Source organism: Pseudomonas sp. MWU12-2319 (assembly GCF_023242525.1).
Classification (GTDB): domain Bacteria; phylum Pseudomonadota; class Gammaproteobacteria; order Pseudomonadales; family Pseudomonadaceae; genus Aquipseudomonas; species Aquipseudomonas gingeri_D.
In genome coordinates this window covers 391,460-416,919 of the sequence record NZ_JALJES010000003.1, presented here as the reverse complement: position 1 = coordinate 416,919, position 25,460 = coordinate 391,460, and the positions used below count along the sequence as shown (strand labels likewise).

Below are 25,460 nucleotides of genomic sequence, written 5' to 3'. Positions count from 1 at the left end.
TCAAGGCTTGTGTACCCGTTGGACGGTAAAGGGTACGAGGGCGCTTTGCTGCACCACCTGTTCGCCGGCCAGCACCTGGACGCCGAGGGTATGGTCACCACGGTCGATATTCACCAGTTGCAGGCGTGGCACATTGCTCGGCTGGCCGTAGGGCGCGCCGTCGAGCACCAGGCGCAGCAGGTGCTGGCGTTGCAGGCGCGGCTCCATTTTCACGCCGACGGTGAAGGTGCCGTTGTTGGCGCGCAGGGCTTCCTGGGTCGGGATGTCCGTCAGTTCCAGGGTGCTGTAGGCCGCGCCGGCATTGGTGGGTGTCGCCGCCGAAGTCGCCGGTGCGGGTGTCGCCGGTGTGGGCAGCGGCAGCGTGTACGACTGCTGCAGGCCCACGCTGTTGAGCGGCGGCAGCTCCACGGTCTGTGCGGCGGTTCCGTCGGGCGGCTGGTTGCTGTAGGCCGTGTTGCCGTTGGCATCGGTGTACTTGTAGATCTGTGCGGCGGCTGGCAAGGCGACCGCCATTAGCAGCAAAAGAAGGCTTCGACCCATGGGCGCTCCCGATAGTGGTCCTGGCGCTGACATCCCGCCCAGGTGCTTCAGGGTGTCAGCATAGAGCACAACCTTCAACGGCTTCAGCGCCCGCTGAGGCACAACTCGCCCACGGCGCGAATCAGCGCCAGGTCATGGATCTCGTCGGTGCTCAGGACCTGACGCTCCTGGGCCAGCCAGGTCGGGCATTGCGGGTCCTGCCGGGAGGCGGCGAAGGCGGCGTAATGCTGCAGAAGGCGCACTTGCAGTTGATCAAGGGCTGGGCGGATCTGCTTGACCAGGTCGGGACGGGCGATGGTCGGGGCCTTGCCCGCGGCGTGCCACTTGGCCAGCAGGGCGTATTGCACCAGCTTGTTGGCTTCGATCTGGGCGGCGAGGAATTGGCTGACGTCTTCAGGCTTGAGCTGGTAGGTGGCGGCTTCCTGCGCGGCATTGGCGATGACTTGCTGCTCGCGCGGGCTGTCCTGGATCGGCTTGCCGCTGTCCCATTTGGTCAACGCGACCTGATCGGCGATCTCCAGGCGTTCGCTCACGGCCTGGAGCAAGGGTGCCAGGGACGCTGGGGCGGGTGTGGGCTTCGGGGTTTCGGCGAAGGCACCGGTGCTGAGGAGAATAAGCAGCAGCGGGCTGGCAAGGCGTTTTGTCAGGTACATGGAGCGGGCTTCGTCCAGAGGGTGGGCACAGGGCCCTGAGTAAACGTCACAAGCGCGGCCAGGCGCCAGTTTCTTTTCATGAAAAAGATGTCGGTGTGTCCCGGGAGGCCATTCGTGGCGTGGGATCTTGAAAACACCACAATACCTGTAGGAGCAGGGCTTGCCCGCGAAGCTTTTAGCGATCTTGAGGCCCCCTTCGCGGCGGTGCGGCGTCCCGACAAGCCTTGCTCCTACAGTTCAGTGTTTAATGCACATTTTGTGTTCGGCAAAAATCTGTAGGAGCTATGTCAGAGGTCCGATACCGAGAGCGGCACGCCCTCGGTGCCGGCGTAGAACACCAACAGGTCCACCGGAACCGCGCCGGTCTTGGCGCGGTGCTGGATGTTGACCAGGGCGGCTATTGTGTCGCCCTGTTTCAGGTGGGTGTTGTGGCCCCCTTCCCGGGTCTCGACCCACACTTCGCCCGAGAGGATGTAGGCGGCGCTGGGAATCGGGTGGAGGTGCCAGCCCAACTCGGTATCGGCCGGAATATTGACCTGCAACAAGGTCAGTTCCGGTGGTCCCTTGGGATAGCGTTCGTAGGGCGTGCCATCCCAGGAGCTGGTGCTGCGCAGCAGCACTTGGGCGCTGGGTTGGGGTGGGGTTTGTGCATTGGATGTGGAGATCGGGGTCATGTGCTGGCTTCCAGGTTAACGTCCTTGTACCGCGCGCCACGCGCGGTGCCTGTGGTTCCCGTCACAAGGTCGGGAGTCCCTAGTTAACGCCGCTCCACAGCGTCCTGCCAGTCTGGAAACGTTTCAAGAAATCTCGATTTCTGCCCATGAAAAAGGCCACCCGAAGGTGGCCTTTCGTTACGCTGCTTGCGCGAGCGCTACCGGATCAGCAGCTGTAGTACAGCTCGTATTCCAGTGGGTGTACGAAGGTGCGTACTTTGATTTCTTCTTCGCTTTTCAGCTCGATGTAGGCATCGATGAAGTCGTCGCTGAAAACGCCGCCTTTGGTCAGGAACGCACGACCTTTGTCCAGCTCTTCCAGGGCTTCTTTCAGGCTACCGCACACCTGTGGAATCTCTTTGGCCTCTTCAGGCGGCAGGTCATACAGGTTTTTGTCAGCAGCGTCGCCAGGGTGGATCTTGTTCTGGATACCGTCCAGGCCGGCCATCATCAGTGCGGCGAAGGCCAGGTAAGGGTTGGCAGCCGGATCCGGGAAGCGTGCTTCGATACGACGAGCCTTGGGGCTGTTGACGTAAGGAATACGGATCGAGGCGGAACGGTTGCGTGCCGAGTAGGCCAGCATTACCGGCGCTTCGAAGCCTGGGACCAGACGCTTGTAGGAGTTGGTCGACGGGTTGGTGAAGCCGTTCAGGGCCTTACCGTGCTTGATGATGCCGCCGATGAAGTACAGGGCTGTGTCGGACAGGCCGGCATAACCTTCGCCAGCGAAGGTGTTCTTGCCATCTTTGGAGATGGACATGTGAACGTGCATACCCGAGCCGTTATCGCCGTACAGCGGTTTTGGCATGAAGGTCGCGGTACGGCCGTAGGCATCCGCCACGTTGTGTACGCAGTACTTCAGGGTCTGGACTTCGTCAGCCTTGTTGACCAGGGTGTTGAACTTCACACCGATTTCGTTCTGGCCGGCAGTCGCCACTTCGTGGTGGTGAACTTCGACGGTCTGGCCCATCTCTTCCAGTGCGTTGCACATGGAGGTACGGATTTCGTGGTCGTGGTCGAACGGTGGAACCGGGAAATAGCCGCCTTTGATACCTGGACGGTGGCCTTTGTTACCGCCTTCCACGTCCTGGTCGGACATCCACGAACCTTGTTCGGAGAAGATCTTGAACATGGAGCCGGAGATGTCGGACTTGAACTTGACCGAATCGAAGATGAAGAACTCAGGCTCAGGACCGAAGAAAGCGGTGTCGCCGATACCGGTCGACTTCAGGTATTCCTCGGCGCGACGGGCGATCGCACGTGGGTCGCGGTCGTAGCCCTGCATGGTCGAAGGCTCGATCACGTCGCAGACCAGGATCAGGGTCGGCTCTTCGGTGAACGGGTCGAGTACGGCGGTGCTGTCGTCCGGCATCAGGATCATGTCGGAGGCTTCGATGCCTTTCCACCCGGAGATGGAGGAGCCGTCGAACATTTTGCCGATTTCGAAGAATTCGTCATCCAGTGCATCACGGGCCGGCATGGTCACGTGGTGCTGAGTGCCTTTGGTGTCAGTGAAGCGCAGATCAATCCATTTAACGTCATGATCTTTGATGAGTTGAACCGACTTCGACATGGTGTCCTCCGGGTGGCTTCGGGCTGGGTAGTGGAGTTAGCCCTGAAAGAGTGGTGATGCCGGCGCGAATATCGGCCAAGGCAACCTGCCTCACAAGAGAGCAAATTGCATGCCAGTGCCCCGTGATGGGTTTTTTGCCCCAATCTCACGCGTTGCAGCGAGCATAGGAGAATTTTCGGGCGTTTGCCGCACCATTATGGGTCTAAAATATTCGATGACGACCTGTTTTGGTGCGCACAAAACCATCTGCACAATAACTGGTTAAACCTTGAGCAATTTCCGCTATAATCCGCGCCCCCCTTTTTCGGCCGGCCCTTCGCGCGCTGTTTTCATGAAACTTATCGTAAAAGTCTTCCCCGAAATCACCATTAAAAGCCGCCCTGTCCGGATGAAATTCATCCGCCAGCTGGCCAAGAACATCCGTACCGTGCTCCGTGACCTGGACCCGAACGTGGTGGTGAACGGCGTGTGGGACAATCTCGAGCTGGAAACCGCGCTGAGCGAGCCCAAGGCCCTGCAGGAACTGACCGAGCGCCTGTGCTGCATGCCGGGTATCGCGCATTTCCTGCAGGTCGACGAATACCCGCTGGGTGACTTCGACGAGATCACCGCCCAGTGCAAACAGCACTTCGGCGAGGCCCTGCCCGGGAAGATTTTTTCGGTGCGTTGCAAGCGCGCCGGCAAGCACAGTTTCAGCTCCATGGATGTGGAGAAATACGTCGGCAGCCAGTTGCGCCGACAGTGCAATGCCGCCGGGATTTCCCTCAAAGAGCCGGAAATCGAAGTGCGGATGGAAATTCGCGACCAACGGTTGTTTGTTATCCATAGTCAGCACAATGGCCTGGGCGGCTACCCGCTGGGTTCCATCGAACAGACCCTGGTGCTGATGTCCGGCGGTTTCGACTCCACCGTGGCCGCCTACCAGATGATGCGCCGCGGCCTGATGAGCCATTTCTGCTTCTTCAATCTCGGTGGCCGCGCCCACGAGCTGGGGGTGATGGAAGTCGCTCACTTCCTCTGGAAGAAGTACGGCAGCTCCCAGCGGGTGCTGTTTGTCAGCGTGCCGTTCGAGGAAGTGCTGGGAGAAATTCTCGGCAAAGTCGATAACAGTCATATGGGCGTAGTATTGAAGCGTATGATGTTGCGCGCTGCTACCGTCATGGCCGATCGCCTGGAGATCGGCGCGCTGGTGACCGGCGAGGCGATCTCCCAGGTATCCAGCCAGACGCTGCCGAACCTGTCGGTGATCGACTGTGTGACCGAGAAGCTGGTGATTCGCCCGCTGATCGCCAGCCACAAGCAGGACATCATCGACCTGGCGACCGAGATCGGCACGGCGGATTTCGCCAAGCACATGCCGGAATATTGCGGGGTCATTTCGGTGAACCCCAAGACCCACGCCAAGCGCAATCGCGTGGAGTACGAAGAACAACAGTTCGACATGGCGATTCTCGAGCGGGCGCTCGAGCGGGCCAAACTGGTGCCGATCGATCGGGTGATCGACGAATTGGGCCAGGATTTGCAGATTGAAGAAGTCAGCGAGGCGCTGGCCGGTCATATCGTGATCGACATCCGTCACCCGGATGCTCAGGAAGATGACCCGCTGGCGATCGCTGGCATCGAGGTACAAGCGATGCCGTTTTATGCTTTGAACGCTCGTTTCAAGGAACTGGACCCTACTCGCCAGTACCTGTTGTATTGCGACAAAGGCGTGATGAGTCGCCTGCATGCCCACCATTTGCTCAGTGAGGGGCATGCCAATGTGCGCGTTTATCGACCGAGCTAAGAGCCCGGGGCTGTTTGCCTGTGGCCTGCGTCACCGGCCCCCCGACTCTGCCGTCAAGCTGTAACGGCTAGGCCTGACTCTACTGTTAATCGCTGCCACGACCTGTCAGCACACCGAATCCTCTGATCGAGATACACAAGTGATCGAAAATCTACGCAACATCGCCATCATTGCTCACGTTGACCATGGTAAGACCACCCTGGTAGACAAACTCTTGCGTCAATCCGGCACCCTGGAGCGCAACGAGCTCAACGACGAGCGCGTGATGGACTCCAACGACCAGGAGAAAGAGCGCGGTATTACCATTCTGGCGAAAAACACCGCCATCAACTGGAACGGCTACCACATCAACATCGTGGACACCCCGGGCCACGCCGACTTCGGCGGCGAAGTTGAACGTGTAATGTCGATGGTCGACTCCGTTCTGCTGCTGGTTGACGCTCAAGACGGCCCTATGCCGCAAACCCGTTTCGTGACCAAGAAGGCGTTCGAAGCCGGCCTGCGTCCAATCGTGGTGATCAACAAGGTCGACCGTCCAGGCGCGCGTCCGGACTGGGTTCTGGACCAGATCTTCGACCTGTTCGACAACCTCGGTGCCACCGAAGAACAGCTGGACTTCAAAGTCGTCTACGCCTCGGCCCTGAACGGTATTGCCGGTCTGGACCACACTGCCATGGCTGAAGACATGACCCCGCTGTACCAGTCGATCGTCGACGACGTACCGGCGCCGAAAGTCGACCGTGACGGTCCGTTCCAGATGCAAATCTCGGCACTGGACTACAACAGCTTCCTGGGTGTTATCGGCGTAGGTCGTATCGCTCGTGGCCGCATCAAGCCGAACACCCCGGTTGTCGCTATCGACGCCGACGGCAAGAAGCGTACCGGTCGTATCCTGAAGCTGATGGGTCACCACGGCCTGCACCGTATCGACGTTGAAGAAGCAGCTGCCGGCGACATCGTCTGCATCAGCGGCTTCGAGCAGCTGTTCATCTCCGACACTCTGTGCGACCCACTGAACGTCGAAGCGATGAAGCCGCTGACCGTTGACGAACCTACCGTTTCGATGACCTTCCAGGTCAACGACTCGCCGTTCTGCGGTCGTGAAGGCAAGTTCGTCACCAGCCGTAACATCAAGGAACGTCTGGACAAAGAGCTGCTGTACAACGTTGCTCTGCGCGTTGAAGAAGGCGACTCGGCTGACAAGTTCAAGGTCTCCGGCCGTGGTGAGTTGCACCTCTCGGTACTGATCGAAACCATGCGTCGCGAAGGCTTCGAAATGGGTGTAGGTCGTCCGGAAGTGATCATCCGTATGGTTGACGGCGTGAAGCACGAACCGTACGAAAACGTGACCATCGACCTGCCGGAAGAATCCCAGGGCGCGATCATGGAGCAAATGGGCCTGCGTAAGGGCGACCTGACCAACATGGTTCCGGATGGCAAGGGCCGTGTGCGCCTTGAGTACAACATCCCGGCTCGTGGCCTGATCGGTTTCCGTAACGAGTTCCTGACCCTGACCTCCGGTGGCGGCATCCTGACCTCGATCTTCGACCGTTACGACGTGATGAAGTCCGGCGACATGTCCGGCCGTCAGAACGGCGTGCTGGTTTCGGTCGCTACCGGTAAGGCGCTGACCTACTCGCTGGAAACCCTGCAGGCGCGTGGCAAACTGTTCGTTGAACACGGCCAGGACATCTACGAAGGTCAAATCGTTGGCTTGAACAGCCGCGACAACGACCTGGGTGTGAACCCAACCAAAGGCAAGAAGCTCGACAACATGCGTGCTTCGGGCAAAGACGAAACCATCGCCCTGGTTCCGCCGGTCAAGTTCACCCTGGAGCAGGCTCTGGAGTTCGTACAAGAAGACGAACTGTGTGAAGTCACGCCTAAGTCCATCCGTCTTCGCAAGAAGATCCTGGGCGAAAGCGAGCGTACCCGCGCTGCCAAGAAGTCCGGTAACTAAGTCATTTAGTTAGCTGGCAAAAAAACGCCCCCGACCGCAAGGTCGGGGGCGTTTTTGTTTGTGCGAGATAGTCTTCAGCGCTTGCCGAGTAATTCGGATCGCCCGATGACCTCTTTTGGGGTTGAGCGTTTGGCGGGGGCCGAGAGACCTGCGAAGGCTTCTCCGGCAGTCCAGTCGCTGACACTGAAGACTTTCTTGTCATGCAGTCCCATGACGCCTTCATTCCAGGCCAGCAGCATTCGCTTCCCTATCTCGGCGAACTGCGGGTGGCTGGACATGGCCTCGCGGACAGCGCTGGCGGTGTCCGAAATGGCATCACTGATCTGTTCGACCATCAGGCCCTGCTGGCGAGCGGGGATTCCCAATGAAGTGGCGATGAACTTCTGCAGGTTCTTCCCGGGGGCCCAGGTCTTTTTCCCCGCAAAGCTGATGGCCGGTGGATTGCGCTCATATCCGGCATAGACGCTTGTCGTCAGCCAGTCGTAGGCCGGGGCCAGGTGGGCATCTTCGCGTGTTGTATAGCGCAGGGCGAGGTTCTTGGCGTGGCAGTCGGCATTGCGCAGGGCGTAGGTGAGCAAGAGGCTTGCCGCCAATTGCTGGAATGTCTCGAGACGTGCAGGGCCCGGGACATGATCCCTGACAGCCTTGGCGATCCGCTCCCAGGTGGTGTCGTATTTTGCCGCCGGTCGTAAGCCCAGCAGGCAACAGAAATCCTCCATGCCCCAATAGGGATGGCCGTTTTCATCGACATCAAAGCGGTGAACGACCAATGCTTTCCCATCGAGAGAAATTTCGGTTTTTGCCGTGGGAATGACTTTGGCGGCGACCTGCATGCACAGATGTTCATTCATTGCCGCGTAAGGCAACTGGCTGGATGAGCCCTTGATAAGGTGACGCCGAGTCAGCAGGGTGCCTTTCTTGTGCGGTCCCAGTTCGGACTTCTCGACCTCGCTGTCGAGGAACTTGGGAACAACGCCGGAAACGCCACTGGTTGCATGCCGGCGGACCAGTTCGGCAAAGGCTTCTTCAGAGTTGTCACCTTGTAGCAGTTGGCTGACTTCGATGGGCTGTGCCGGCTCATTCAGTGTCGCCCCGGGGGCTGCCACTTGCAGGCGCCCGACCATGTTTCGGCCAATGACGGAGAGCAGGGCTGTCGGATTGGCGCCGATATGCGGGCCGAACTGTTCTTGCAGCACTTGCAGCAAATAGCCTTCCGGCAGGTTCATCTGAAAGATCGGATGAAGCGGGTCTTCCCACAGATAGGACTCTGTGCGCACAGGCATGGTCAGGGAGACGAAGTCGTGTTTCGCGACGTCAGTGTGGTAGCTGAGAACGCTTTTGAAGTCGCCGATTTGTTCGAGCGTGGCGACTTCACGGCCCAGCACATGGACGGAAAGTTTCATGATCCCCCGCGCTCCTTGCGCAGCTCGTCCAGGGAGCCGGCACTGCCTTCCTCGATAAATTGCAGTTCCATGCCGAGTACCGCCAGCAGTGCCAGCAGCTTGCGTGAGCCAAACTCGGTGGTACGCCCTCTTTCCAGGCGGGAAAGGGTTTCTTGGGAGATGCCGGATTGTTCGGCGACGGTACCTTGCTTCAGGCCAAGGGCTTGTCTGCGTTGAGCGAGGGCTTCGCCGAGTTCTTGCAAGGTTTGCATTTTGAGATATTCATCAAATTTGATTAGGTAATGCCTAATATTTGACGTAAAAATCAAAAAAATCAAGAGCGGGTACTGTGGAAGCCAACTTGTTATGGGGGCTTCTACAGGGTGTCGAGGGTTCCTGTGAGAGGGCTCTGATCAGAAATTGTACAGCATCTTGTCCGGCACCGGGCGTTCCGGGGTCTTGGGCTTGTAGGCGCAGTAACCCGGGCGTGGCCCGATTTTTGGATGGTTACGGCAGGTGTCCGGACGTTTTTCGTAGATGGTGCACAGCCGTGACTTGCGATCCAGGTACAGGCAATCGTTGTTGCTCATGCGCTGCAAGGTGAAGATCTCGGACTTCTGGTTGTAGCGCTCGACGATCCCCTCCTTCTGCAGGCGCTTGGCGATGTTCTTCGGCGGGTCGCCACGCTCGAATTCGTCGACGATGCCGATGCGGATCAGGTCCTTGATCTTCACTTCCACCGGCAAGGTGCAGCAACTGGAGATGCAGCCCCCGCACATATGGCTGGCGTATTTCTGCCAGGTTTCGAGGCGGTCGAGTTCCGCGGCGGCGATCAGGGTAGGTTTCATCCGGCTGTTGTCCAGGGTGTATCGGGGCGCGCGATGATACCGGGGCTGGTGGATTTGTGAACAACCTTTTGACGGTTTTTCGTGCAAACGCGCCGTTGCAGGGAGATTTCCACATGAGTGCATGCTTTTGGGGCAATCCCGGCTCGTCGGGTTTTCCCGAGGCGATCTGCAAAAAACGCCGAACCTGCAGCGTCACCCTGTGTCGAACCGTCTAGGCTCAGAAAACTCGTCTTTCAAATCGTCCATCTCGCTAGAGGTTGTACCGATGTCTCAGGAACCGCTTGTCCGTGAAGCCGAGGTCGCTGCCTTTCGCGACGCTGTCCTCGCCAAACTTACATACGCGGTGGGCAAGGACCCCGACCACGCGTTTGATCATGACTGGTTTGAAGCCATTGCCCTGGCCGCCCGCGACCATATGGTCGAGCACTGGATGGACCACACGCGGCATATCTATCGCAAGGGCCAGAAACGGGTGTATTACCTGTCCCTGGAATTCCTGATCGGGCGGCTGCTGTACGACAGCCTGAGCAACCTTGGCCTCCTGGAGATCGTTCGTGAGGCGATGGTGGAGCTCGGGGTGGACCTGGAGCGCATTCGCCTGCTGGAGCCCGATGCGGCCCTCGGCAACGGTGGCCTGGGGCGCCTGGCGGCCTGCTTCATGGAAAGCATGTCGACCCTCGGCATCGCCGGCCACGGTTATGGCATTCGCTACGAGCACGGTCTGTTCCGCCAGGCCATCGTCGACGGCTGGCAGCAGGAGCAGACCGAGAACTGGCTGGACTTCGGCAACCCCTGGGAGTTCGAGCGCGCCGAAGTGATCTATCCCGTGGGCTTCGGCGGCCAGGTGCAAACCATCACCGACGAAAATGGCGCGACCCACCAGGTCTGGACGGCATCGGAAACCGTGCGCGCGGTGGCTTATGACACGCCGGTGGTGGGTTGGCGCGGCGCCAGTGTGAACACCCTGCGGCTGTGGCGCGCACGGGCGACCGAAGAGCTGCACCTGGAACGTTTCAACGCCGGCGACCACCTCGGCGCGGTAGCCGAAGTGGCCCGGGCCGAGAGCATTTCCCGGGTCCTGTACCCGGCCGACAGCACCGAGGCCGGCCAGGAGCTGCGGCTGCGCCAGGAATACTTCTTTGTCTCCGCTTCCTTGCAGGACCTGCTGCGCCGGCACAAGAACATGCACGACTCGGTGCTCAGCCTCGGCGAGCACGCGGCGATCCAGCTCAATGACACGCACCCCTCGATTGCCGTGGCCGAGTTGATGCGCCAACTGGTCGACCTGCACGATATCGCCTGGGATGCGGCCTGGCAGGTCACCGTGGAAACCCTTTCCTACACCAACCACACCTTGCTCCCCGAAGCCCTGGAAACCTGGCCGGTGGGCCTGATGGAGCGCATGCTGCCGCGGCATATGCAGATCATCTACCTGATCAACGCCCAGCACATCGATTCGCTGCGGGCCCAGGGCATCCACGATTTCGACGTGCTGCGCGCGGTGTCGCTGATCGAGGAGGACAACGGCCGGCGGGTGCGCATGGGCAACCTGGCGTTCCTCGGCTCCCACAGCGTCAACGGCGTTTCCGGCTTGCACACGCAACTGATGCGCAGCACGGTGTTCTCCGAACTGCACAAGCTCTATCCGGAGCGGATCAACAACAAGACCAACGGCATCACCTTCCGCCGCTGGCTCTACCAGGCCAACCCGAAGCTCACGGCGATGATGGTCGACGCCGTGGGGCCGGAGCTGCTCGACAATCCCGAGCAGTTGCTGCTGGGCCTGGAGCCTTTTGCCGAGAAGGCCGGTTTTCGCAAACAGTTCGCCGAACAGCGCCTGCACAGCAAGCGTGCCCTGGCGGCCTTGATCCATGAGCGCCTGGGGATCGCGATCAACCCGGCGGCGATGTTCGACGTGCAGGTCAAGCGCATCCACGAATACAAGCGCCAGTTGCTCAACCTGCTGCACACCGTGGCGTTGTACCAGGCGATCCGTGCCGAGCCGGAAACCGACTGGGTACCACGGGTGAAGATCTTCGCCGGCAAGGCGGCGGCCAGTTATCACCAGGCCAAGCTGATCATCAAGCTGGCCAACGACATCGCCCGCACGGTGAACAACGACCCGACCGTACGCGGTCTGCTCAAGGTGGTGTTCCTGCCCAACTACAACGTCAGCCTGGCGGAAAGCATCATTCCGGCGGCGGACCTGTCGGAGCAGATTTCCACCGCCGGCTTCGAGGCCTCGGGCACCAGCAACATGAAGTTCGGCCTCAACGGCGCGCTGACCATCGGCACCATGGATGGCGCCAACGTCGAGATGTGCGAGCGGATCGGCGAAGAGCACATGTTCATCTTCGGCCTCAGTGCCCAGCAGGTGGAGTCGCGCAAACAAAACGGCGAGTTCAGCGCGGCGGCCGACGTGGCCGCCTCCCATCGGCTCAACGATGTGCTGCAAGCCATTCGTGGCGGGGTGTTTTCACCGGATGATCCGTCCCGCTATGTCGGGCTGGTGGATTCGCTGATCGACTACGACCGCTTCCTGGTCTGCGCCGATTTCGACTCCTACTGGAGTGCCCAGGCCCGGGTCGAAGCCCATTGGCACGACTCCAAGGAATGGTGGCGTTCTGCCGTACTCAACAGTGCGCGAATGGGCTGGTTTTCCTCGGACCGGACCATTCGGGAATACGCCACGGAAATCTGGAAAGCACTGGATTAACTTTTTGCGGCAAGTTGTGCGGCCGGCCCCACTTTCCGGGGGCCGGATCGATATACTACGCGGCATCTTTTCGGACGCCGCATAGGGATATCGTGCATGCAATGGATTCTGATGCTGGTGGGCCTGGCACTGGGCTGGCTGGTGGACTCGGTGTTCACCGACGCCCTGATCGGTGCCTTGTTGGGCCTGGGCATCGGCCAGAGTTTCCGGCTGATGAGCCTGGGCCGGCGAGCCGCCGAGCAGGTGGTCGAACTGGAACAGGCGCGAAAAGCCCTGGCGACCATCGAACTGCGCGTACGCCAACTCGAAATCACCTCGGGCAGGGCGCCCGAACCGTCAGTTGCCCCGCAGGTCACTGAAACGACGCCCGAAGTTGCCGGGCACGTGCCGCAAGTTGTTGCCGAACAAGCTCCAGCGGAACAACCCCTCGCACCCATTCCTGAAGCCCTGCGCGCCACTCCCGAGCTGGTCTGGGAACTGCCGGACGAACTCCAGCAACCCCAGCATGCAGCCCCGCAACCCGAAAGCCCGCACCCCGAGGTCGATGCCTGGGCGCCGGAACCGGTCATGGCCGAATCCCGCGAGCCACAAGCGCCGCGTGCCCCACGCGAACCCAATCTGATCGAACGTGCCCTGGCCGGCGCGCGCAACTGGCTGTTCGGCGGCAACACGGTGTTGCGCGTCGGTGTGCTCCTGCTGTTTCTCGGCCTGGCCTTCCTGCTGCGCTATGCCACCGAAGGCATGGTGGTGCCGATCGAGGCGCGTTATGCCGGGGTCGCCGCCTGCGCCATCGGCCTGCTCGGACTCGGTTGGTGGCTGCGCCTACGCAACAGCAACTACGCGTTGATGCTGCAAGGCACCGGGATCGCGGTGCTGTACCTGACGGTGTTTGCGGCGATGCGCCTGCATCCGCTGCTCGATCCCTCGGCCGCCCTTGGCCTGCTGGTGGCGGTCACGGTGTTTTCGGCGATTCTCGCCATCACCCAGGATGCCCTCGGCCTGGCTGCCGCCGCGGCCCTGGGTGGCTTCGCCGCGCCGATCCTGACCTCCACCGGCAGCGGCAACCATGTGGCGCTGTTCAGCTATTTCGCCTTGCTCAACGCCGGCATCCTGGCGATTGCCTGGTTCAAGACCTGGCGCCTGCTCAACCTGATCGGCTTTGTCGGCACCTTTGGCATCGGCTTCGCCTGGGGCCTGCGTTCGTATAAACCGGAATTGCTCTGGAGCACTGAACCCTTCCTGGTGCTGTTCTTCCTGATGTACCTGGCGATCGGCCTGCTGTTCACCCGGCGTAAATTACGCGAGATGGCCGTCGGTCCCGAGGACGACAGCCGTGAAGCCTTGCTGCGCTGGTCGGCCCGCCAGGGCGACTATGTCGATGGCGCCATGCTGTTCGGTCCGCCACTGGTGGGCTTCGGCCTGCAATTCGCGGTGGTCCAGCACCTGGAGTTCGCCGCGGCCTTCAGTGCCCTGGGCCTGGGCATTATCTATATGGGCCTGGCGCGGATACTCGCCGGCGGGCGCGCCTTGCTGCTGGGGGAAACCTGCCTGGCCCTGGGCGTGATCTTCGCCAGCCTGGCGATCCCGCTGGGCCTGGATGCCCGTTGGACATCGGCGGCCTGGGCGGTGGAGGGCGCCGGGATCTTCTGGCTCGGCTTGCGCCAGCAACGGCCGTTCGCCCGGGCGTTTGCCCTGTTGCTGCAGATCGGTTCGGCGCTGGCGTTTCTCGGCAAGCTGCAGCTCGGTGAAACCAGTCTGCTGGATGGCGCGCCGCTGGGCGCCTTGCTGCTGGGCGGGTCCTTGCTGTTCAGCTTCCAGCAAGTGCGCAAGGCGCTGCCTGAACAGCTCTCCTCCTGGGAGCGCAGCCTGGCGCCGGTGCTGGCCTGCAGCGGCCTGACTTTCCTCTATCTGCTGGCGCCGTTGTTCTTCTTCACCCAGGGCACGGCCATCAGCTGGGCGCTGGCCGGGTTGGCGACCTTGTTTATCGGCCTGCGCCTGCAATCGCGGAGTTTCCTGTTCTGCGCCTTTGCCGTGCAACTGCTCGGCGGCGCGCTGTTCCTGCTGCGCCTGCAAGGTGCCCAGGGCGATTCGACGGCGGTCTTCAACGCCGGCTGGAGCGGTTTGATGAGCGCTTCGCTGATCGGTCTGTCACTGATCGCCGGGATGCTGCTGGCGGCCCGGGACGAGATGGTGCGCAACGATGTGCGTCTGCTCCGTGGCTTGTCGGTGGTGTTGCTGGCAGGTCTGGTGCTGATCAACCTCGCCGTGCTGTTCGTTCTGCCGTGGGAAACCGCCAGTGGGGTCTGGGCCGCCAGCGGTTTGTTGATCATCTGGCTGAGCCTGTATTTGCAGCAACGGGTGAGTTTCGTCTTCGGCCTGCTGTTGCAGGTGATCGGCGGCGCGGCATTCCTGATGGCCGAGCCGGAACTGTTCCGCGCGTTGTCCGCCGAAGGCTTGCGACCATTGGCCCACAGCGGTTTCTGGACGCCGATGGTGCTGAGCCTGGCCGCCATGATCGGCGCCTGGCGTTTGCAACGGGGTACCCAGGCCGCGGCTTTCGATGCCCTGAGCCTGGGCGGTCTGTCCAATGTCCTGCTGGTGTGGGGCGCGTTGTGGTGGGGGCTGGCCTGGGTCAGCGAAATCCTGCGCTTTGTCCCGACGCATCTGCAGCCTCAGGCGTTGCTGGGGTTGGCGGCGCTCAGCGTGGTGCTCTGGACGCTGCTGGCGTCGCGCTTGAACTGGCCGACCCTGGGCCGCCTCTGCACCTTGCTGACACCGGTGGCGGTGCTGGTGCTCTTCGGCGCCTGGTACCCGGCTTATCACCCGGCGGCCGATTACGGCTGGCTGGCCTGGGCGGCGGTGTTTGTCGTGCATCTGCTGTCCTTGCGCCGCCTGGCGTCGATCCTGCCCGCCAAGGCCCTGAGTTATGCCCATGTGCTGGGTTGCTGGCTGATCCTTGGCGTGCTGGCGCTGGAGCTGCGCTTTGGCCTGATGAGCCTGTCGGAGCATTACAACGCCTGGCGCTGGCTGGGCTGGGCGATCCTGCCGAGCCTCTATCTGGTGCTGATGGCCGCGTCACGCCAATGGCCATGGCCGGTGGCGGCTTACCCGCGCGAATATCGCCTCTACGCCGCGCTGCCCCTGGCCGTGCTGATGCTGGCCTGGTTCTGGCTGGCGAACACCTTCAGCGACGGCCAGGCCGAGCCGCTGCCTTATGTGCCACTGCTCAACCCGTTGGATCTGGGTCTGATGTTCGCCTTGCTGGGGATCTACCTCTGGTCCCGGAGCGCCGTGGCGCAATGGGCGTTGCGCCGCGACTATGCGCAACTGGTCACCCAGGCCGTGGCCGGGCTTTCGTTGTTCGCCTTTGTCAGCGCGCTGGTGATGCGCACCGCGCACCATTGGGGCGGCGTGCCGTTCAACCTGGATGACCTGCTGGCGTCGATGCAGGTGCAGGCCGGCTTGTCGATTGCCTGGACCCTGATTGCCCTGGGCCTGATGATCGGCGGACATCTGCGCCATCGTCGCGAGGTCTGGCTGGTGGGCGCGGCGCTGATCGCCGTGGTGGTCGCCAAGCTGTTCTTCGTCGAGTTGAGCAACCGTGGCGGGTTGGCGCGGATCGTCTCGTTCATCGGCGTGGGCGTGCTGTTGCTGGTGGTCGGTTACTTTGCACCGCTGCCGCCCAAGCGTCCGGAGCCAACGCCTGTGACCGAAGAAACTGAAGGAGTGTCGTCTTGATTCACAAACTGAGCCCGTGCTGGCTGGGCATCCTGGGGTTGTGTGCGGCGCTGTCGGCGTTCGCCCAGGAAAAACCGAGCGACTACAGCACCCAGGTGCCCCTGACCCTGAGTGGCGAAGGGCCCTGGTATCGCCTGGAACTGCCGCTGACGCTGCAACTGAGCGCGCGCCAGTCCGATCTCAGCGATGTGCGGGTGTTCAATGGCGCCGGTGAGCCCCAGGCCTATGCCCTGGCGCGGGAACAGGCACAGGCGACGCAGAGCAACAGCCTGACGGATGTGAAGTGGTTCCCGCTGTACAACTCGGCGGATGCGCCCGAGGTCACGCCAAGTGTGCGGGTCCAGTCGTCGGCCAACGGTACCCTGGTCGAGGTGAGTCCTTCGGGTAAGTTGCAAACGGGTGAAAAAGTGCTGCGCGGCTGGCTGCTGGATGCCAGCGCTATCAAGACGCCATTGCAGCAGCTTGTTCTGGATTGGAGCAGCGAGCGCGACGGCTTCCAGCGTTTCAGCATCGAGGCCAGCGACGACCTGCAACACTGGCAGGCCTGGGGCGATGGGCAGGTGGCGCGCTTGTCGTTTGCCGACGAGCGGGTGGAACAGCATGAAGTCGCCTTGCCGGGGTTGTCGGCGCGTTACTTGCGCCTGCTGTGGCAGTCGCCGCAGGCGGCGCCGATGCTCAGTTCGGCGCAGTTGGCCAGTTCCACCACCAGCAGCCTGCCGTTGCCGCTGGTGTGGTCGCAGCCGTTGGCCGGCAGCAGCGCCAAGGCCGGGGAATACACCTGGCAATTGCCCCTCGGCCTGCCCCTTGAGCAGGTGCGGGTCGAGCTGGCGCAGGCCAACAGCCTGGCACCGGTAAACCTGTACGGGCGCCAGGATGGCAATGCGCCCTGGCAGACGCTGAGCAGCGGTTTGCTCTATCGCCTGACCCAGAACGGCCAGGATGTGGTCCAGGACCAGTTGCAGTTGCCCGGCCGTGCGGTTGCGCAATTGAAGCTGGTGGTCGACGAGCGCGGCGGTGGTTTGGGTGCCCAGGCACCGACCTTGGGTTTCGCGGTGCGCAGCACGCAGCTGGTGTTCCTGGCCCGTGGCGAGCCGCCGTTTTCCCTGGCCCTGGGCAATCCGACGGTCAAGGCGGCGAACCTGTCGCTATCGACCTTGATCCCCGATTACAGCCCGCAGCGTCTGGCCGGATTGGGCAAGGCCACGGCGACCGGTGCGGCCGTGACCACGGTGCAGCCGCCAGCGGTGCCGGTTGCGGTGGGCACCGATTGGAAGAAGATCGGTTTGTGGGCGGTGCTGTTGCTGGGGGTGGCGGCCTTGGCCGGGATGGCCTTCAGCCTGTTGCGCAAGCCTCAGGTCTAGACGCCTGGCAATGACCGGGGGCAGGGGATTTCCCGCTCTTTTGGACTACGCTCAACCCGGTTCATGAACTCTCCCTGTCGGAACTCGGTCTGACAGGAGGCAATACATGTCGACTCGCGTTAAACTGCGCGGGTTTTCAGCCCCCCATCTCCGGAGCCATCCATGTCCCGCGTTACCCTGAGTCGCTATTTGATTGAGCAGACCCGCAGCAATAACACGCCTGCCGATCTGCGTTTCCTGATCGAAGTGGTCGCGCGTGCGTGCAAGGAAATCAGCCATGCCGTCTCCAAAGGCGCGCTGGGTGGGGTTCTGGGCAGCATGGGCACAGAAAACGTGCAGGGTGAAGTACAGAAGAAACTCGACGTGCTCTCCAACGAAATCCTTCTCGAAGCCAACGAATGGGGCGGTCACCTGGCCGGCATGGCGTCCGAAGAAATGGACAATGCCTACCAGATCCCCGGCAAATACCCGAAAGGCGCCTACCTGCTGGTATTCGACCCGCTGGACGGTTCGTCGAACATCGATATCAACGCCCCGGTCGGGACCATCTTCTCGGTGCTGCGTTGCCCGAACGAGTACCTGAGCCAGAACGAAGCCCTGAACGAAAAGGCCTTTCTGCAGCCAGGTACCGAGCAGGTAGCCGCCGGTTATGCCATCTATGGCCCACAGACCATGCTGGTGCTGACCCTGGGCGATGGCGTGAAAGGCTTTACCCTTGACCGTGAAATGGGCAGCTTCGTGCTGACCCATGAAGACATCACGATCCCGGCCTCTACCCAGGAGTTCGCGATCAACATGTCCAACCAGCGTCACTGGGAAGCGCCGGTCCAACGTTACGTCGGTGAACTGCTGGCCGGCGAAGAAGGCCCGCTGAAAAAGAACTACAACATGCGCTGGGTCGCCGCGATGGTGGCGGACGTGCACCGCATCCTGACCCGTGGTGGTCTGTTCATGTACCCGCGCGACAGCCGCGAGCCGTCCAAGCCGGGCAAGCTGCGCCTGATGTACGAAGCCAACCCGATGTCGTTCCTGGTGGAGCAGGCGGGCGGTGCGTCCACCGACGGTCACCAGCGTATTCTCGATATCAAGCCGGACGGCCTGCACCAGCGCGTTGCGGTGTTCCTCGGCTCCAAGGAAGAAGTGGCACGGATCACCGGCTACCACAAGGACTGAACCCATGTCCGCGCCCTGGCAGCCCTTGCTTGAGTGGTGGTTCGGTTCAGCCGGGACGACCGCCGGGCAGGTGGCCGACAAGGGCCGGTTGTGGTTCGGCAAGCGCGACAGCCAGGACCTTGAAGCGCGCGAGCGTTTCGGGGTCCAGGTCGAGCAGGCACTGGCTGGCGATTTGGCTGAGTGGACGCAATGTCCCGAAGGCTGGCTGGCGCTGGTGCTGTTGCTCGATCAACTGCCGCGGATGATCTTCCGTGACACCCCCAAGGCTTTCTCCGGTGATGCCCGCGCCCAGGCGCTGGTGGCGCAAGGGCTGGCTGCGGATTTTGATCGGCGGTTGTCGGCGATAGAGCGGGTGTTTGTCTACCTGGTGTTCGAGCATTGCGAACACCTGGCGGTGCAGAACGAGGCGGTGTCGCGTTTTGCGGCGTTGTTGGCGGAGCAGGTGGAGGTGGATCGGGGGATATTTGCCGATTATCTGGACTATGCCGAGCGGCATCGTGACGTTATTGCCCGGTTTGGGCGTTTTCCCCATCGCAATGCCATTCTTGGGCGTGAGTCTACGGCTGAGGAAGTGGTGTTTTTGCGGGAACCGGGTTCACGGTTCTAGATCGGCTGTGTGGCGGATGGCCCTTTCGCGGGCAAGCCCTGCTCCTACAGTATGGCGTCGATCACAGATTTTGTGCGCGACACAAACCTGTAGGAGCAGGGCTTGCCCGCGAAGAGGCCAAAAGCCCCCCCGCAGATCTCAGATCCGGAAACTCCCCACCAACTGCTTCAACCGCGCCGCCTGCTGTTCCAGGTCCGCACACGCGCGCAAGGTCGATTGCAGGTTTTCCACGCCTTCCTGGTTCAGCGTATTGATCTCGGTAATATCGACGTTGATCGACTCCACCACCGCCGTCTGTTCCTCGGTCGCGGTCGCCACCGACTGGTTCATGCCGTCGATCTCGCCGATCCGCTGGGTCACGCTGCCCAGCCGCTCGCCCGCCTGGTTGGCGATGCCGACGCTGCTTTCGCTCTGACGCTGGCTGTCGGTCATGATGCTCACCGCTTCCCGGGCGCCGACCTGCAACTCCTCGATCATCTTCTGCACTTGCTGCGCCGAATCCTGGGTGCGGTGCGCCAGGTTGCGCACCTCATCGGCCACCACCGCAAACCCACGCCCGGCCTCACCGGCCCGCGCCGCCTCGATGGCCGCGTTGAGCGCCAGCAGGTTGGTCTGCTGGGAAATGCCGGTGATCACTTCGAGGATCTGCCCGATATTCACCGTGTTGCTGTTCAGGGTCTCGATATTGCCGCACGAATCGCTGATCTTGGCCGACAGTTGCTGCATCGCGGTGATGGTCTTTTCCACCACCTGCTGGCCGTCTTCCGCCAGGCTGCGGGCTTCGCTGGAATGCTGCGAGGCGAGGGCGGCGTTCTGCGCGATCTCCTGGGCCGCGGCGCCGAGTTCGTTGATTGCCGCCGCCACGCTGCTGGTACGGCTGGCCTGCTGGTCGGAATTGATCATCGACGAATTGGAGGCGCTGACCACCCGCAAGGCCACTTCGTTGACCTGGCCGGTGGCCGAAGCCACTTCGCGGATCGAGGTGTGGATACGCTCGACGAAGCGGTTGAAGGACATGCCCAGGGTGCCGAACTCGTCGTGGCCGTGGATGACCAGGCGTTTGGTCAGGTCGCCTTCACCCTCGGCGATGTCGTGCATGGCGCGACCCATCAGGTGCAACGGCTGCATCAACACGCGGATCAGCATGCTCAGCAGGGCGATGATAATGATCACGGCGATCACCGTGGCGATGATCGCCGAGGTGCGGAACTCGCTGAGCATGGAGAACGCGGTTTCCTGGTCGAGCACCAGGGCGACGTACCAGTCCACCGAGGACACGCCGCTGACATGGGTGAAGGAGATGAACTGTTGCTTGCCGTCGACCTCGACTTCCTTGAGCCCGGCACCGATTTTCGGTGCGCCGCTGGGGTAGGCGTCAGAGAGGTTCTTCAGGATCAGCTTGCTGTCCGGGTGAATCAGGATCTTGCCGTCGGCGCTGACGATGAACGCGTGCCCGTGACCGCCGAAGTTCAACGAGTTGATGATGGCGCTGATGCTGCCCAGGTCTATATCGGCGCCGGCCACGCCGATGAATTGGCCCTGATGCTGTACCGGGGTGGCCAGGGTGATCACCAGCTTGCCGGAGGAGGCGGCGATGTAGGGTTCGGTGACGATGGTCTGTTGGGCGGCGGTGGCCGCCTTGTACCAGCCGCGTGAGCGTGGGTCGTAGTCGGCGGGGCGGTTGCCCACCGGAACCGAGGTCATTACGCCCTCCGCGCTGCCGAAATAGCTGAGCTGGAAGTTGCTGCCGTAGGCAGGCAGGCCGATGGCGTGTTTCAGGCTGTCGGCGGAGCTGCCGTCCGCGGCGATCTGCTGGGACAGCGATTGCAGAAGCTGAATGCGACTTTCCAGCCAGGTCTGGATATTGCTGGTGGTCAGGCTGCCCAAGGCCTGCATCGAGTCCTCGGTGCTGTGGCGCAGGGCCTCGCGTTGGCGGTAGTCGTTGAACAGGATGAAGCAGGCGAACGCCACCGCGACCACCAGGGCCGCCGCCAACAGAATCTTATGGCTGAACTTGAAATTTTTGGTCATGAAATGGGCTGTCCACAGGGGGGCTGGTCACCGGGGGGCGTCAATTTGCCACAGGTCTGCACCTGTGGGGCAATTTCTCTTGTTCAGCGTCGGCGTCGGAAGTCCTTGTCCTGCTTTTCCATTGCTCGCCATATTGGGGCGTTGCGCCGTGAACATCGGCTGCGGGCCTTCCATACAGGCAAAATGGTATTACCTGAATATGTCGACACCATTGCCCCGAATATTAATTTTCGAACGACAAAACCGACGAAATACCTTTTTCGCTGAAAAAGCCCCTGAAAATTCTTGAAGGAAGTTGCTGTAAGAAAAGCACCCGTGCTCGGGAACCAGATGGCCCTTTTCTCTTCTAAGCTTGCGGTAGGCAGCCGTGCCCACCTTTGAGCCCCAGGAGTTCCCCATGTCGTTGCGCTCTCTCGCCCTTTTGTCGTTCTGCGTGCTGTTGGTCGCGTGCAGCAAGGTCAATCAGGAAAACTATTCGAAAATCTCTGCGGGCATGGCCAAGGCCGATGTCGAGAAATTGCTCGGCTCGCCTTCGGACTGTTCCGGCGCACTGGGCATGTCCAGTTGCACCTGGGGTAACAAGAACAGCTTTATCAGCGTGCAGTACGCCGGTGACAAAGTCCTGATGTTTTCCGGGCAAGGCCTGAAGTAAACCGGGGCGATCGCCCACGGGAGAAGAACAATGTTGCGTTTAGTGGTCACTCTTTTGGCTGGCTTGTTGCTGGCTGGTTGCGCTACGTCCGGCGACGATTTGGCGCCCAAGACCGCAGGTCACGTGGACCTGAACCGTTACCAGGGTACCTGGTACGAGTTGGCACGGATGCCGATGTATTTCCAGCGCAATTGCGCGCAGTCGGAGGCCCGCTACAGTCTGATGGCGGACGGCAAGGTCGCGGTGTTCAACCGTTGCCTGACCGAGCAGTGGACCTGGGAGGAAGCCAAGGGCACGGCGACGCCGCAGGTCCCGGGGCAGACCGACAAGCTGTGGGTGAAGTTCGATAACTGGTTCACGTCGCTGTTGCCGGGCGTGGCCAAGGCCGACTACTGGATTCTGTATGTCAGCGACGACTACAAGACGGCGCTGGTCGGCAATCCGAATCGTCGTTACCTGTGGTTGTTGTCGCGTACCACCAAGGTCAGCGCGGAGACCCGCGAGGACCTGCTGAGCCGCGCGCGCCAGCAGGGTTACGACACCACCCGGCTGATCTGGCGCACGCCGGATTCGAAGATGCCCAACTGAGTCGGGGGCGTATGCGCCCCCTTCAGGAACCGTGGGTTCAGTTCAGCAGATCACGCAGCACCTGGGTAAACGCCCGGGCGCTTTCTTCTTCGCCCGCATGCCGACCACCGCGCACTGCCCACTGGCCGTTGACCATCACGTCGCGCACCTGGCGGTCGCCGCCGGCGAACAACCAGCGGTTGAGAATGCCGTCGTCCCGGGCCGTGGCCAGGTACGGGTCGCTGCCGTCGAGCACCAGCCAGTCGGCGCGCTTGCCGACTTCCAGCCGACCGATCCCTTGCCCCAGGGCCTGGGCGCCGCCGTCCAGTGCCGCGTCATACAGCGTGCGTCCGACCATCGGCTGGTCGGCGCGATACAGGCGATTACGCCGCTGGTCGCGCAGGCGCTGGCCATATTCCAGCCAGCGCAGCTCTTCCACCACGCTCAATGACACATGGCTGTCGGAACCGATACCCATCCGCCCGCCCTGGGCGAGGAAGTTCACCGCCGGGAAAATCCCGTCGCCGAGGTTGGCCTCGGTGGTCAGGCACAGGCCGGCAATCGCCCGGCTCTTCGCCATGCGCGTGACTTCCTCGGCGTCGGCGTGGGTCGCGTGCACCAGGCACCAGCGCTCATCCACCTCGACATTGTCATACAGCCATTGCAGCGGACGCTTGCCGCTCCAGCTCAGGCAGTCGTCGACTTCCTTCTGCTGCTCGGCAATATGGATATGCACCGGGCAGTGCTTGTCGCTGGCGGCCAGCACTTCATTGATCTGCCCGGGCGTCACTGCCCGCAGCGAGTGGAAACACAACCCGAGGGCCTGGGCCGGCTGTCTGGCGAGAAACGGCTGCAAACGTGCCTGCAACTTCAGGTAATTCTCGGTGCTGTTGATAAAGCGGCGTTGCCCTTCGTTGGGTGCCTGGCCGCCGAAACCGGAGTGGCTGTAGAGCGCCGGCAGCAGGGTCAGGCCGATGCCGGCGTCGCTGGCCGCGTGGCTGATGCGCAAGGCCAGTTCGGCCGGATCGGCGTAGGGCTGGCCGTTGGTGTCGTGGTGCACATAGTGGAACTCGGCCACCGAGGTGTAGCCGGCCTTGAGCATCTCGATATATAACTGGCGGGCGATGATGCCCATCTGCTCCGGACTGATCTTGCCCACCAGCCGATACATCAGGTCGCGCCAGGTCCAGAAGCTGTCGTTGGGATTGCCGGCGACTTCCGCCAGGCCGCCCATGGCGCGCTGGAAAGCGTGGGAATGCAGGTTCGGCATGCCCGGCAGCAGCGGGCCGCCCAGCCGTTCGGCAGCTTCTGCGTGGGAATCGGCCTGGACCTGGGTCAGTACGCCCGCGGCGTTGACCTCCAGGCGTACATTGTTGGCCCATCCACTAGGCAGCAGCGCGCGTTCGGCAAAGAAAGCGGACATGGTTCAGCACCCCATCGTGTGTTATTTGTATATACATATACAGACGTTTGCGTGCCCGGTAAACTCCGGCAAGCTAGCCATCTTTGAATCAAACAAGGATTTCCCGTGCCGACTCCGCCTGCCAACCACCCGCTGGCTGCCCATATGGGCGACAGTCCGGCGCCGCTATACGCCCGCGTCAAACAGATGATCAGCCAGCAGATCGACAGCGGAAACTGGCCGCCGCATTACCGCGTGCCGTCCGAAAGCGAGCTGGTGGAACAACTGGGCTACAGCCGCATGACCATCAACCGGGCCCTGCGGGAAATGACCGCCGAAGGCCTGCTGGTGCGCATGCAGGGTGTCGGCACGTTTGTCGCCGAGCCCAAGAGCCAGTCGGCGCTGTTCGAAGTGCATAACATTGCCGATGAGATCGCTTCGCGCGGCCATCGGCACACCTGCAAGATCATCACCCTCGGGGAAGAGGCCGCCGGTTCCGAGCGCGCCGTGGCCCTGGATATGCGTGAAGGGCAGAAGGTCTTCCACTCGCTGATCGTGCATTTCGAGAACGATATCCCGGTGCAGATCGAGGATCGTTTCGTCAATGCGCTGGTGGCGCCAGACTACCTCAAGCAGGATTTCACCCTGCAGACTCCCTACGCCTATCTGTCCCAGGTCGCGCCGCTGACCGAGGGCGAGCACGTGGTCGAAGCCATCCTCGCCGAGGCCGAGGAGTGCAAGCTGTTGCAGATCGAGCCGGGCGAGCCGTGCCTGCTGATTCGCCGCCGGACCTGGTCCGGTCGTCAGCCGGTGACCGCCGCCCGTCTGATCCACCCCGGTTCCCGTCATCGTCTGGAAGGACGCTTTAGCAAATGAGCCAGTTGAAAGTCTTGCGCGCGGCGGATTACCCGCGCATGCCGTGGAAAAACGGCGGCGGCAGCACCGAGGAAATCACCCGGGACGCGGGCGAAGGCCTGGACGGCTTCGGCTGGCGCCTGTCGATTGCCGATATCGGCGAGTCGGGCGGGTTTTCCACCTTTGCCGGTTATGAGCGGATCATTACCGTATTGCAAGGCGCGGGCATGACCTTGCAGGTCGATGGCCAGCGTACGCGCGCCTTGTTGCCGCTGGATCCGTTTGCCTTCAGCGGCGCGAGCCAGGTGAGCTGCACCCTGATCGACGGGGCGATCCGCGACTTCAACCTGATCTATGCGCCGGATCGCTACCGCGCGCGCCTGCAATGGCTCGATGCCGCGCAGCCGAAGCGCTTTTTCAGTTCGGCGGCGGTGTTGCTGATTTTCAGCGTCAGCGAGCAATTGCATATCGGCCTGGGTAACAGCGGCTATGAAGTGCTGGGGCGGCATGACTGCCTGCAACTGGACGGTAACGACGGGCTGCTGGAAGTGGCCGTGACCGGGCGTTGCTGTGTGATCGAGCTGACGCCCGCCTGACAGACGGCTCCCAATTTGTGGTGAGTGGGCGAGCCCACTCACCACATGGCGTTATCGTTTCCACCTCGCCCCATTTTGTTACCGAACGCCCCAGCATGGCGCAAAACCCTGCCTCGGTAACAGCTTCCTGCCTGCCGCCTGTCATCCTCCTGCAATTTCATTTCCCGCTCAAAGTCCTGTCCCACAAGGCCTGCGGGGCATCCTGAAAAAATCTTCTGCTCGCGATTTGCAAGTTGGCCGCCTGATTGCATATGCTTGTATGTACAAGTAAAGATGTGTGCGTATGAGTCATCAGGGAGATCGACGC

General features: G+C 61.7%; 20 protein-coding genes. 11 read left to right on the top strand and 9 right to left on the bottom strand.

What is annotated here, in order from left to right:
• From M5C01_RS07295 to glnA, 4 genes are all read right to left on the bottom strand, one after another.
• Entirely contained in the window at positions 1–540 is a 540-nt protein-coding gene (locus M5C01_RS07295; RefSeq protein WP_152737794.1) for a DUF4124 domain-containing protein, read from the bottom strand.
• An 83-nt stretch (positions 541–623) separates the two neighbouring features.
• Positions 624–1,193: a chorismate mutase gene (locus tag M5C01_RS07290; RefSeq protein ID WP_103499149.1), complete on the bottom strand. Its 570-nt coding sequence runs from the start codon at positions 1,191–1,193 to the stop codon at positions 624–626.
• Between the two features lie 287 nt (positions 1,194–1,480).
• Positions 1,481–1,867 (bottom strand): cupin domain-containing protein, encoded by a 387-nt coding sequence (locus M5C01_RS07285; RefSeq protein ID WP_152737793.1) that lies wholly within the window; start codon positions 1,865–1,867, stop codon positions 1,481–1,483.
• A gap of 205 nt (positions 1,868–2,072) precedes the next feature.
• Positions 2,073–3,479 carry a type I glutamate--ammonia ligase gene (gene glnA, locus M5C01_RS07280; RefSeq protein WP_100940351.1) on the bottom strand — a complete coding sequence of 469 codons (1,407 nt, stop codon included), beginning with the start codon at positions 3,477–3,479 and terminating at the stop codon, positions 2,073–2,075.
• Positions 3,480–3,810: 331 nt separating this feature from the next.
• Here glnA and thiI point away from each other — a divergent pair, with 331 nt between their 5' ends.
• Both thiI and typA read left to right on the top strand, forming a co-directional pair.
• Positions 3,811–5,265, top strand: a complete 1,455-nt coding sequence (thiI, locus tag M5C01_RS07275) for a tRNA uracil 4-sulfurtransferase ThiI (protein ID WP_103495504.1) — start codon at positions 3,811–3,813, stop codon at positions 5,263–5,265.
• Positions 5,266–5,404: 139 nt separating this feature from the next.
• The gene (gene typA, locus M5C01_RS07270) at positions 5,405–7,225 is read left to right on the top strand and encodes a translational GTPase TypA (protein ID WP_103495503.1); all 1,821 of its coding nucleotides are present in this window, start codon (positions 5,405–5,407) and stop codon (positions 7,223–7,225) included.
• A 74-nt stretch (positions 7,226–7,299) separates the two neighbouring features.
• Here typA and M5C01_RS07265 read toward each other — a convergent pair whose 3' ends face one another.
• The 3 genes from M5C01_RS07265 to M5C01_RS07255 all read right to left on the bottom strand — a co-directional run bounded on the left by M5C01_RS07265 (position 7,300) and on the right by M5C01_RS07255 (position 9,455).
• Entirely contained in the window at positions 7,300–8,628 is a 1,329-nt protein-coding gene (locus M5C01_RS07265; RefSeq protein ID WP_152737791.1) for a type II toxin-antitoxin system HipA family toxin, read from the bottom strand.
• Positions 8,625–8,879, bottom strand: a complete 255-nt coding sequence (locus M5C01_RS07260; RefSeq protein ID WP_152737790.1) for a helix-turn-helix transcriptional regulator — start codon at positions 8,877–8,879, stop codon at positions 8,625–8,627. Before M5C01_RS07260 ends, M5C01_RS07265 begins: the two co-directional genes overlap by 4 nt.
• 141 nt (positions 8,880–9,020) lie before the next feature.
• Positions 9,021–9,455 carry a YkgJ family cysteine cluster protein gene (locus M5C01_RS07255; protein WP_152737789.1) on the bottom strand — a complete coding sequence of 145 codons (435 nt, stop codon included), beginning with the start codon at positions 9,453–9,455 and terminating at the stop codon, positions 9,021–9,023.
• A 265-nt stretch (positions 9,456–9,720) separates the two neighbouring features.
• Here M5C01_RS07255 and M5C01_RS07250 point away from each other — a divergent pair, with 265 nt between their 5' ends.
• From M5C01_RS07250 to M5C01_RS07230, 5 genes are all read left to right on the top strand, one after another.
• Positions 9,721–12,171 (top strand): glycogen/starch/alpha-glucan phosphorylase, encoded by a 2,451-nt coding sequence (locus M5C01_RS07250; protein WP_152737788.1) that lies wholly within the window; start codon positions 9,721–9,723, stop codon positions 12,169–12,171.
• 96 nt (positions 12,172–12,267) lie between these two features.
• A complete protein-coding gene (locus tag M5C01_RS07245; protein ID WP_152737787.1) occupies positions 12,268–15,909 on the top strand; it encodes a DUF2339 domain-containing protein in 3,642 nt (1,213 codons plus the stop codon).
• Positions 15,906–17,270 (top strand): DUF3999 domain-containing protein, encoded by a 1,365-nt coding sequence (locus tag M5C01_RS07240; protein WP_152737786.1) that lies wholly within the window; start codon positions 15,906–15,908, stop codon positions 17,268–17,270. Before M5C01_RS07245 ends, M5C01_RS07240 begins: the two co-directional genes overlap by 4 nt.
• Before the next feature lie 162 nt (positions 17,271–17,432).
• A complete protein-coding gene (locus M5C01_RS07235; protein ID WP_152737785.1) occupies positions 17,433–18,443 on the top strand; it encodes a class 1 fructose-bisphosphatase in 1,011 nt (336 codons plus the stop codon).
• A gap of 4 nt (positions 18,444–18,447) precedes the next feature.
• Positions 18,448–19,050: a DUF924 family protein gene (locus tag M5C01_RS07230; RefSeq protein WP_152737784.1), complete on the top strand. Its 603-nt coding sequence runs from the start codon at positions 18,448–18,450 to the stop codon at positions 19,048–19,050.
• Between the two features lie 138 nt (positions 19,051–19,188).
• On the opposite strand, the gene M5C01_RS07225 is transcribed toward M5C01_RS07230, so the two are convergent.
• On the bottom strand, positions 19,189–21,081 hold the full coding sequence (locus M5C01_RS07225) for a methyl-accepting chemotaxis protein (RefSeq protein ID WP_152737783.1): 1,893 nt from the start codon (positions 21,079–21,081) through the stop codon (positions 19,189–19,191).
• A gap of 397 nt (positions 21,082–21,478) precedes the next feature.
• Between M5C01_RS07225 and M5C01_RS07220 the strand changes: the two genes are divergently transcribed.
• Entirely contained in the window at positions 21,479–21,733 is a 255-nt protein-coding gene (locus tag M5C01_RS07220; RefSeq protein ID WP_103495495.1) for a hypothetical protein, read from the top strand.
• Positions 21,734–21,763: 30 nt separating this feature from the next.
• The gene (locus M5C01_RS07215) at positions 21,764–22,321 is read left to right on the top strand and encodes a lipocalin family protein (RefSeq protein WP_103495494.1); all 558 of its coding nucleotides are present in this window, start codon (positions 21,764–21,766) and stop codon (positions 22,319–22,321) included.
• Positions 22,322–22,358: 37 nt separating this feature from the next.
• Here the strand turns inward: M5C01_RS07215 and M5C01_RS07210 are convergent, their stop codons facing one another.
• Positions 22,359–23,723, bottom strand: coding sequence for a formimidoylglutamate deiminase (locus M5C01_RS07210; RefSeq protein ID WP_152737782.1), 1,365 nt, complete (start codon positions 23,721–23,723; stop codon positions 22,359–22,361).
• Between the two features lie 144 nt (positions 23,724–23,867).
• Here M5C01_RS07210 and hutC point away from each other — a divergent pair, with 144 nt between their 5' ends.
• On the top strand, positions 23,868–24,578 hold the full coding sequence (gene hutC, locus M5C01_RS07205; protein ID WP_152737845.1) for a histidine utilization repressor: 711 nt from the start codon (positions 23,868–23,870) through the stop codon (positions 24,576–24,578).
• Positions 24,575–25,153 (top strand): HutD family protein, encoded by a 579-nt coding sequence (locus M5C01_RS07200; protein ID WP_152737781.1) that lies wholly within the window; start codon positions 24,575–24,577, stop codon positions 25,151–25,153. Before hutC ends, M5C01_RS07200 begins: the two co-directional genes overlap by 4 nt.
• Positions 25,154–25,460: the final 307 nt, after the last annotated feature.

Bases quoted from the DNA above. Each gene is read 5' to 3' on its own strand.
- M5C01_RS07295 (WP_152737794.1), bottom strand. From the start codon at position 540: ATGGGTCGAAGCCTTCTTTTGCTGCTAATGGCGGTCGCCTTGCCAGCC.
- M5C01_RS07290 (WP_103499149.1), bottom strand. From the start codon at position 1,193: ATGTACCTGACAAAACGCCTTGCCAGCCCGCTGCTGCTTATTCTCCTC.
- M5C01_RS07285 (WP_152737793.1), bottom strand. From the start codon at position 1,867: ATGACCCCGATCTCCACATCCAATGCACAAACCCCACCCCAACCCAGC.
- glnA (WP_100940351.1), bottom strand. From the start codon at position 3,479: ATGTCGAAGTCGGTTCAACTCATCAAAGATCATGACGTTAAATGGATT.
- thiI (WP_103495504.1), top strand. From the start codon at position 3,811: ATGAAACTTATCGTAAAAGTCTTCCCCGAAATCACCATTAAAAGCCGC.
- M5C01_RS07265 (WP_152737791.1), bottom strand. From the start codon at position 8,628: ATGAAACTTTCCGTCCATGTGCTGGGCCGTGAAGTCGCCACGCTCGAA.
- M5C01_RS07260 (WP_152737790.1), bottom strand. From the start codon at position 8,879: ATGCAAACCTTGCAAGAACTCGGCGAAGCCCTCGCTCAACGCAGACAA.
- M5C01_RS07255 (WP_152737789.1), bottom strand. From the start codon at position 9,455: ATGAAACCTACCCTGATCGCCGCCGCGGAACTCGACCGCCTCGAAACC.
- M5C01_RS07250 (WP_152737788.1), top strand. From the start codon at position 9,721: ATGTCTCAGGAACCGCTTGTCCGTGAAGCCGAGGTCGCTGCCTTTCGC.
- M5C01_RS07245 (WP_152737787.1), top strand. From the start codon at position 12,268: ATGCAATGGATTCTGATGCTGGTGGGCCTGGCACTGGGCTGGCTGGTG.
- M5C01_RS07235 (WP_152737785.1), top strand. From the start codon at position 17,433: ATGTCCCGCGTTACCCTGAGTCGCTATTTGATTGAGCAGACCCGCAGC.
- M5C01_RS07230 (WP_152737784.1), top strand. From the start codon at position 18,448: ATGTCCGCGCCCTGGCAGCCCTTGCTTGAGTGGTGGTTCGGTTCAGCC.
- M5C01_RS07225 (WP_152737783.1), bottom strand. From the start codon at position 21,081: ATGACCAAAAATTTCAAGTTCAGCCATAAGATTCTGTTGGCGGCGGCC.
- M5C01_RS07220 (WP_103495495.1), top strand. From the start codon at position 21,479: ATGTCGTTGCGCTCTCTCGCCCTTTTGTCGTTCTGCGTGCTGTTGGTC.
- M5C01_RS07215 (WP_103495494.1), top strand. From the start codon at position 21,764: ATGTTGCGTTTAGTGGTCACTCTTTTGGCTGGCTTGTTGCTGGCTGGT.
- M5C01_RS07210 (WP_152737782.1), bottom strand. From the start codon at position 23,723: ATGTCCGCTTTCTTTGCCGAACGCGCGCTGCTGCCTAGTGGATGGGCC.
- hutC (WP_152737845.1), top strand. From the start codon at position 23,868: ATGGGCGACAGTCCGGCGCCGCTATACGCCCGCGTCAAACAGATGATC.
- M5C01_RS07200 (WP_152737781.1), top strand. From the start codon at position 24,575: ATGAGCCAGTTGAAAGTCTTGCGCGCGGCGGATTACCCGCGCATGCCG.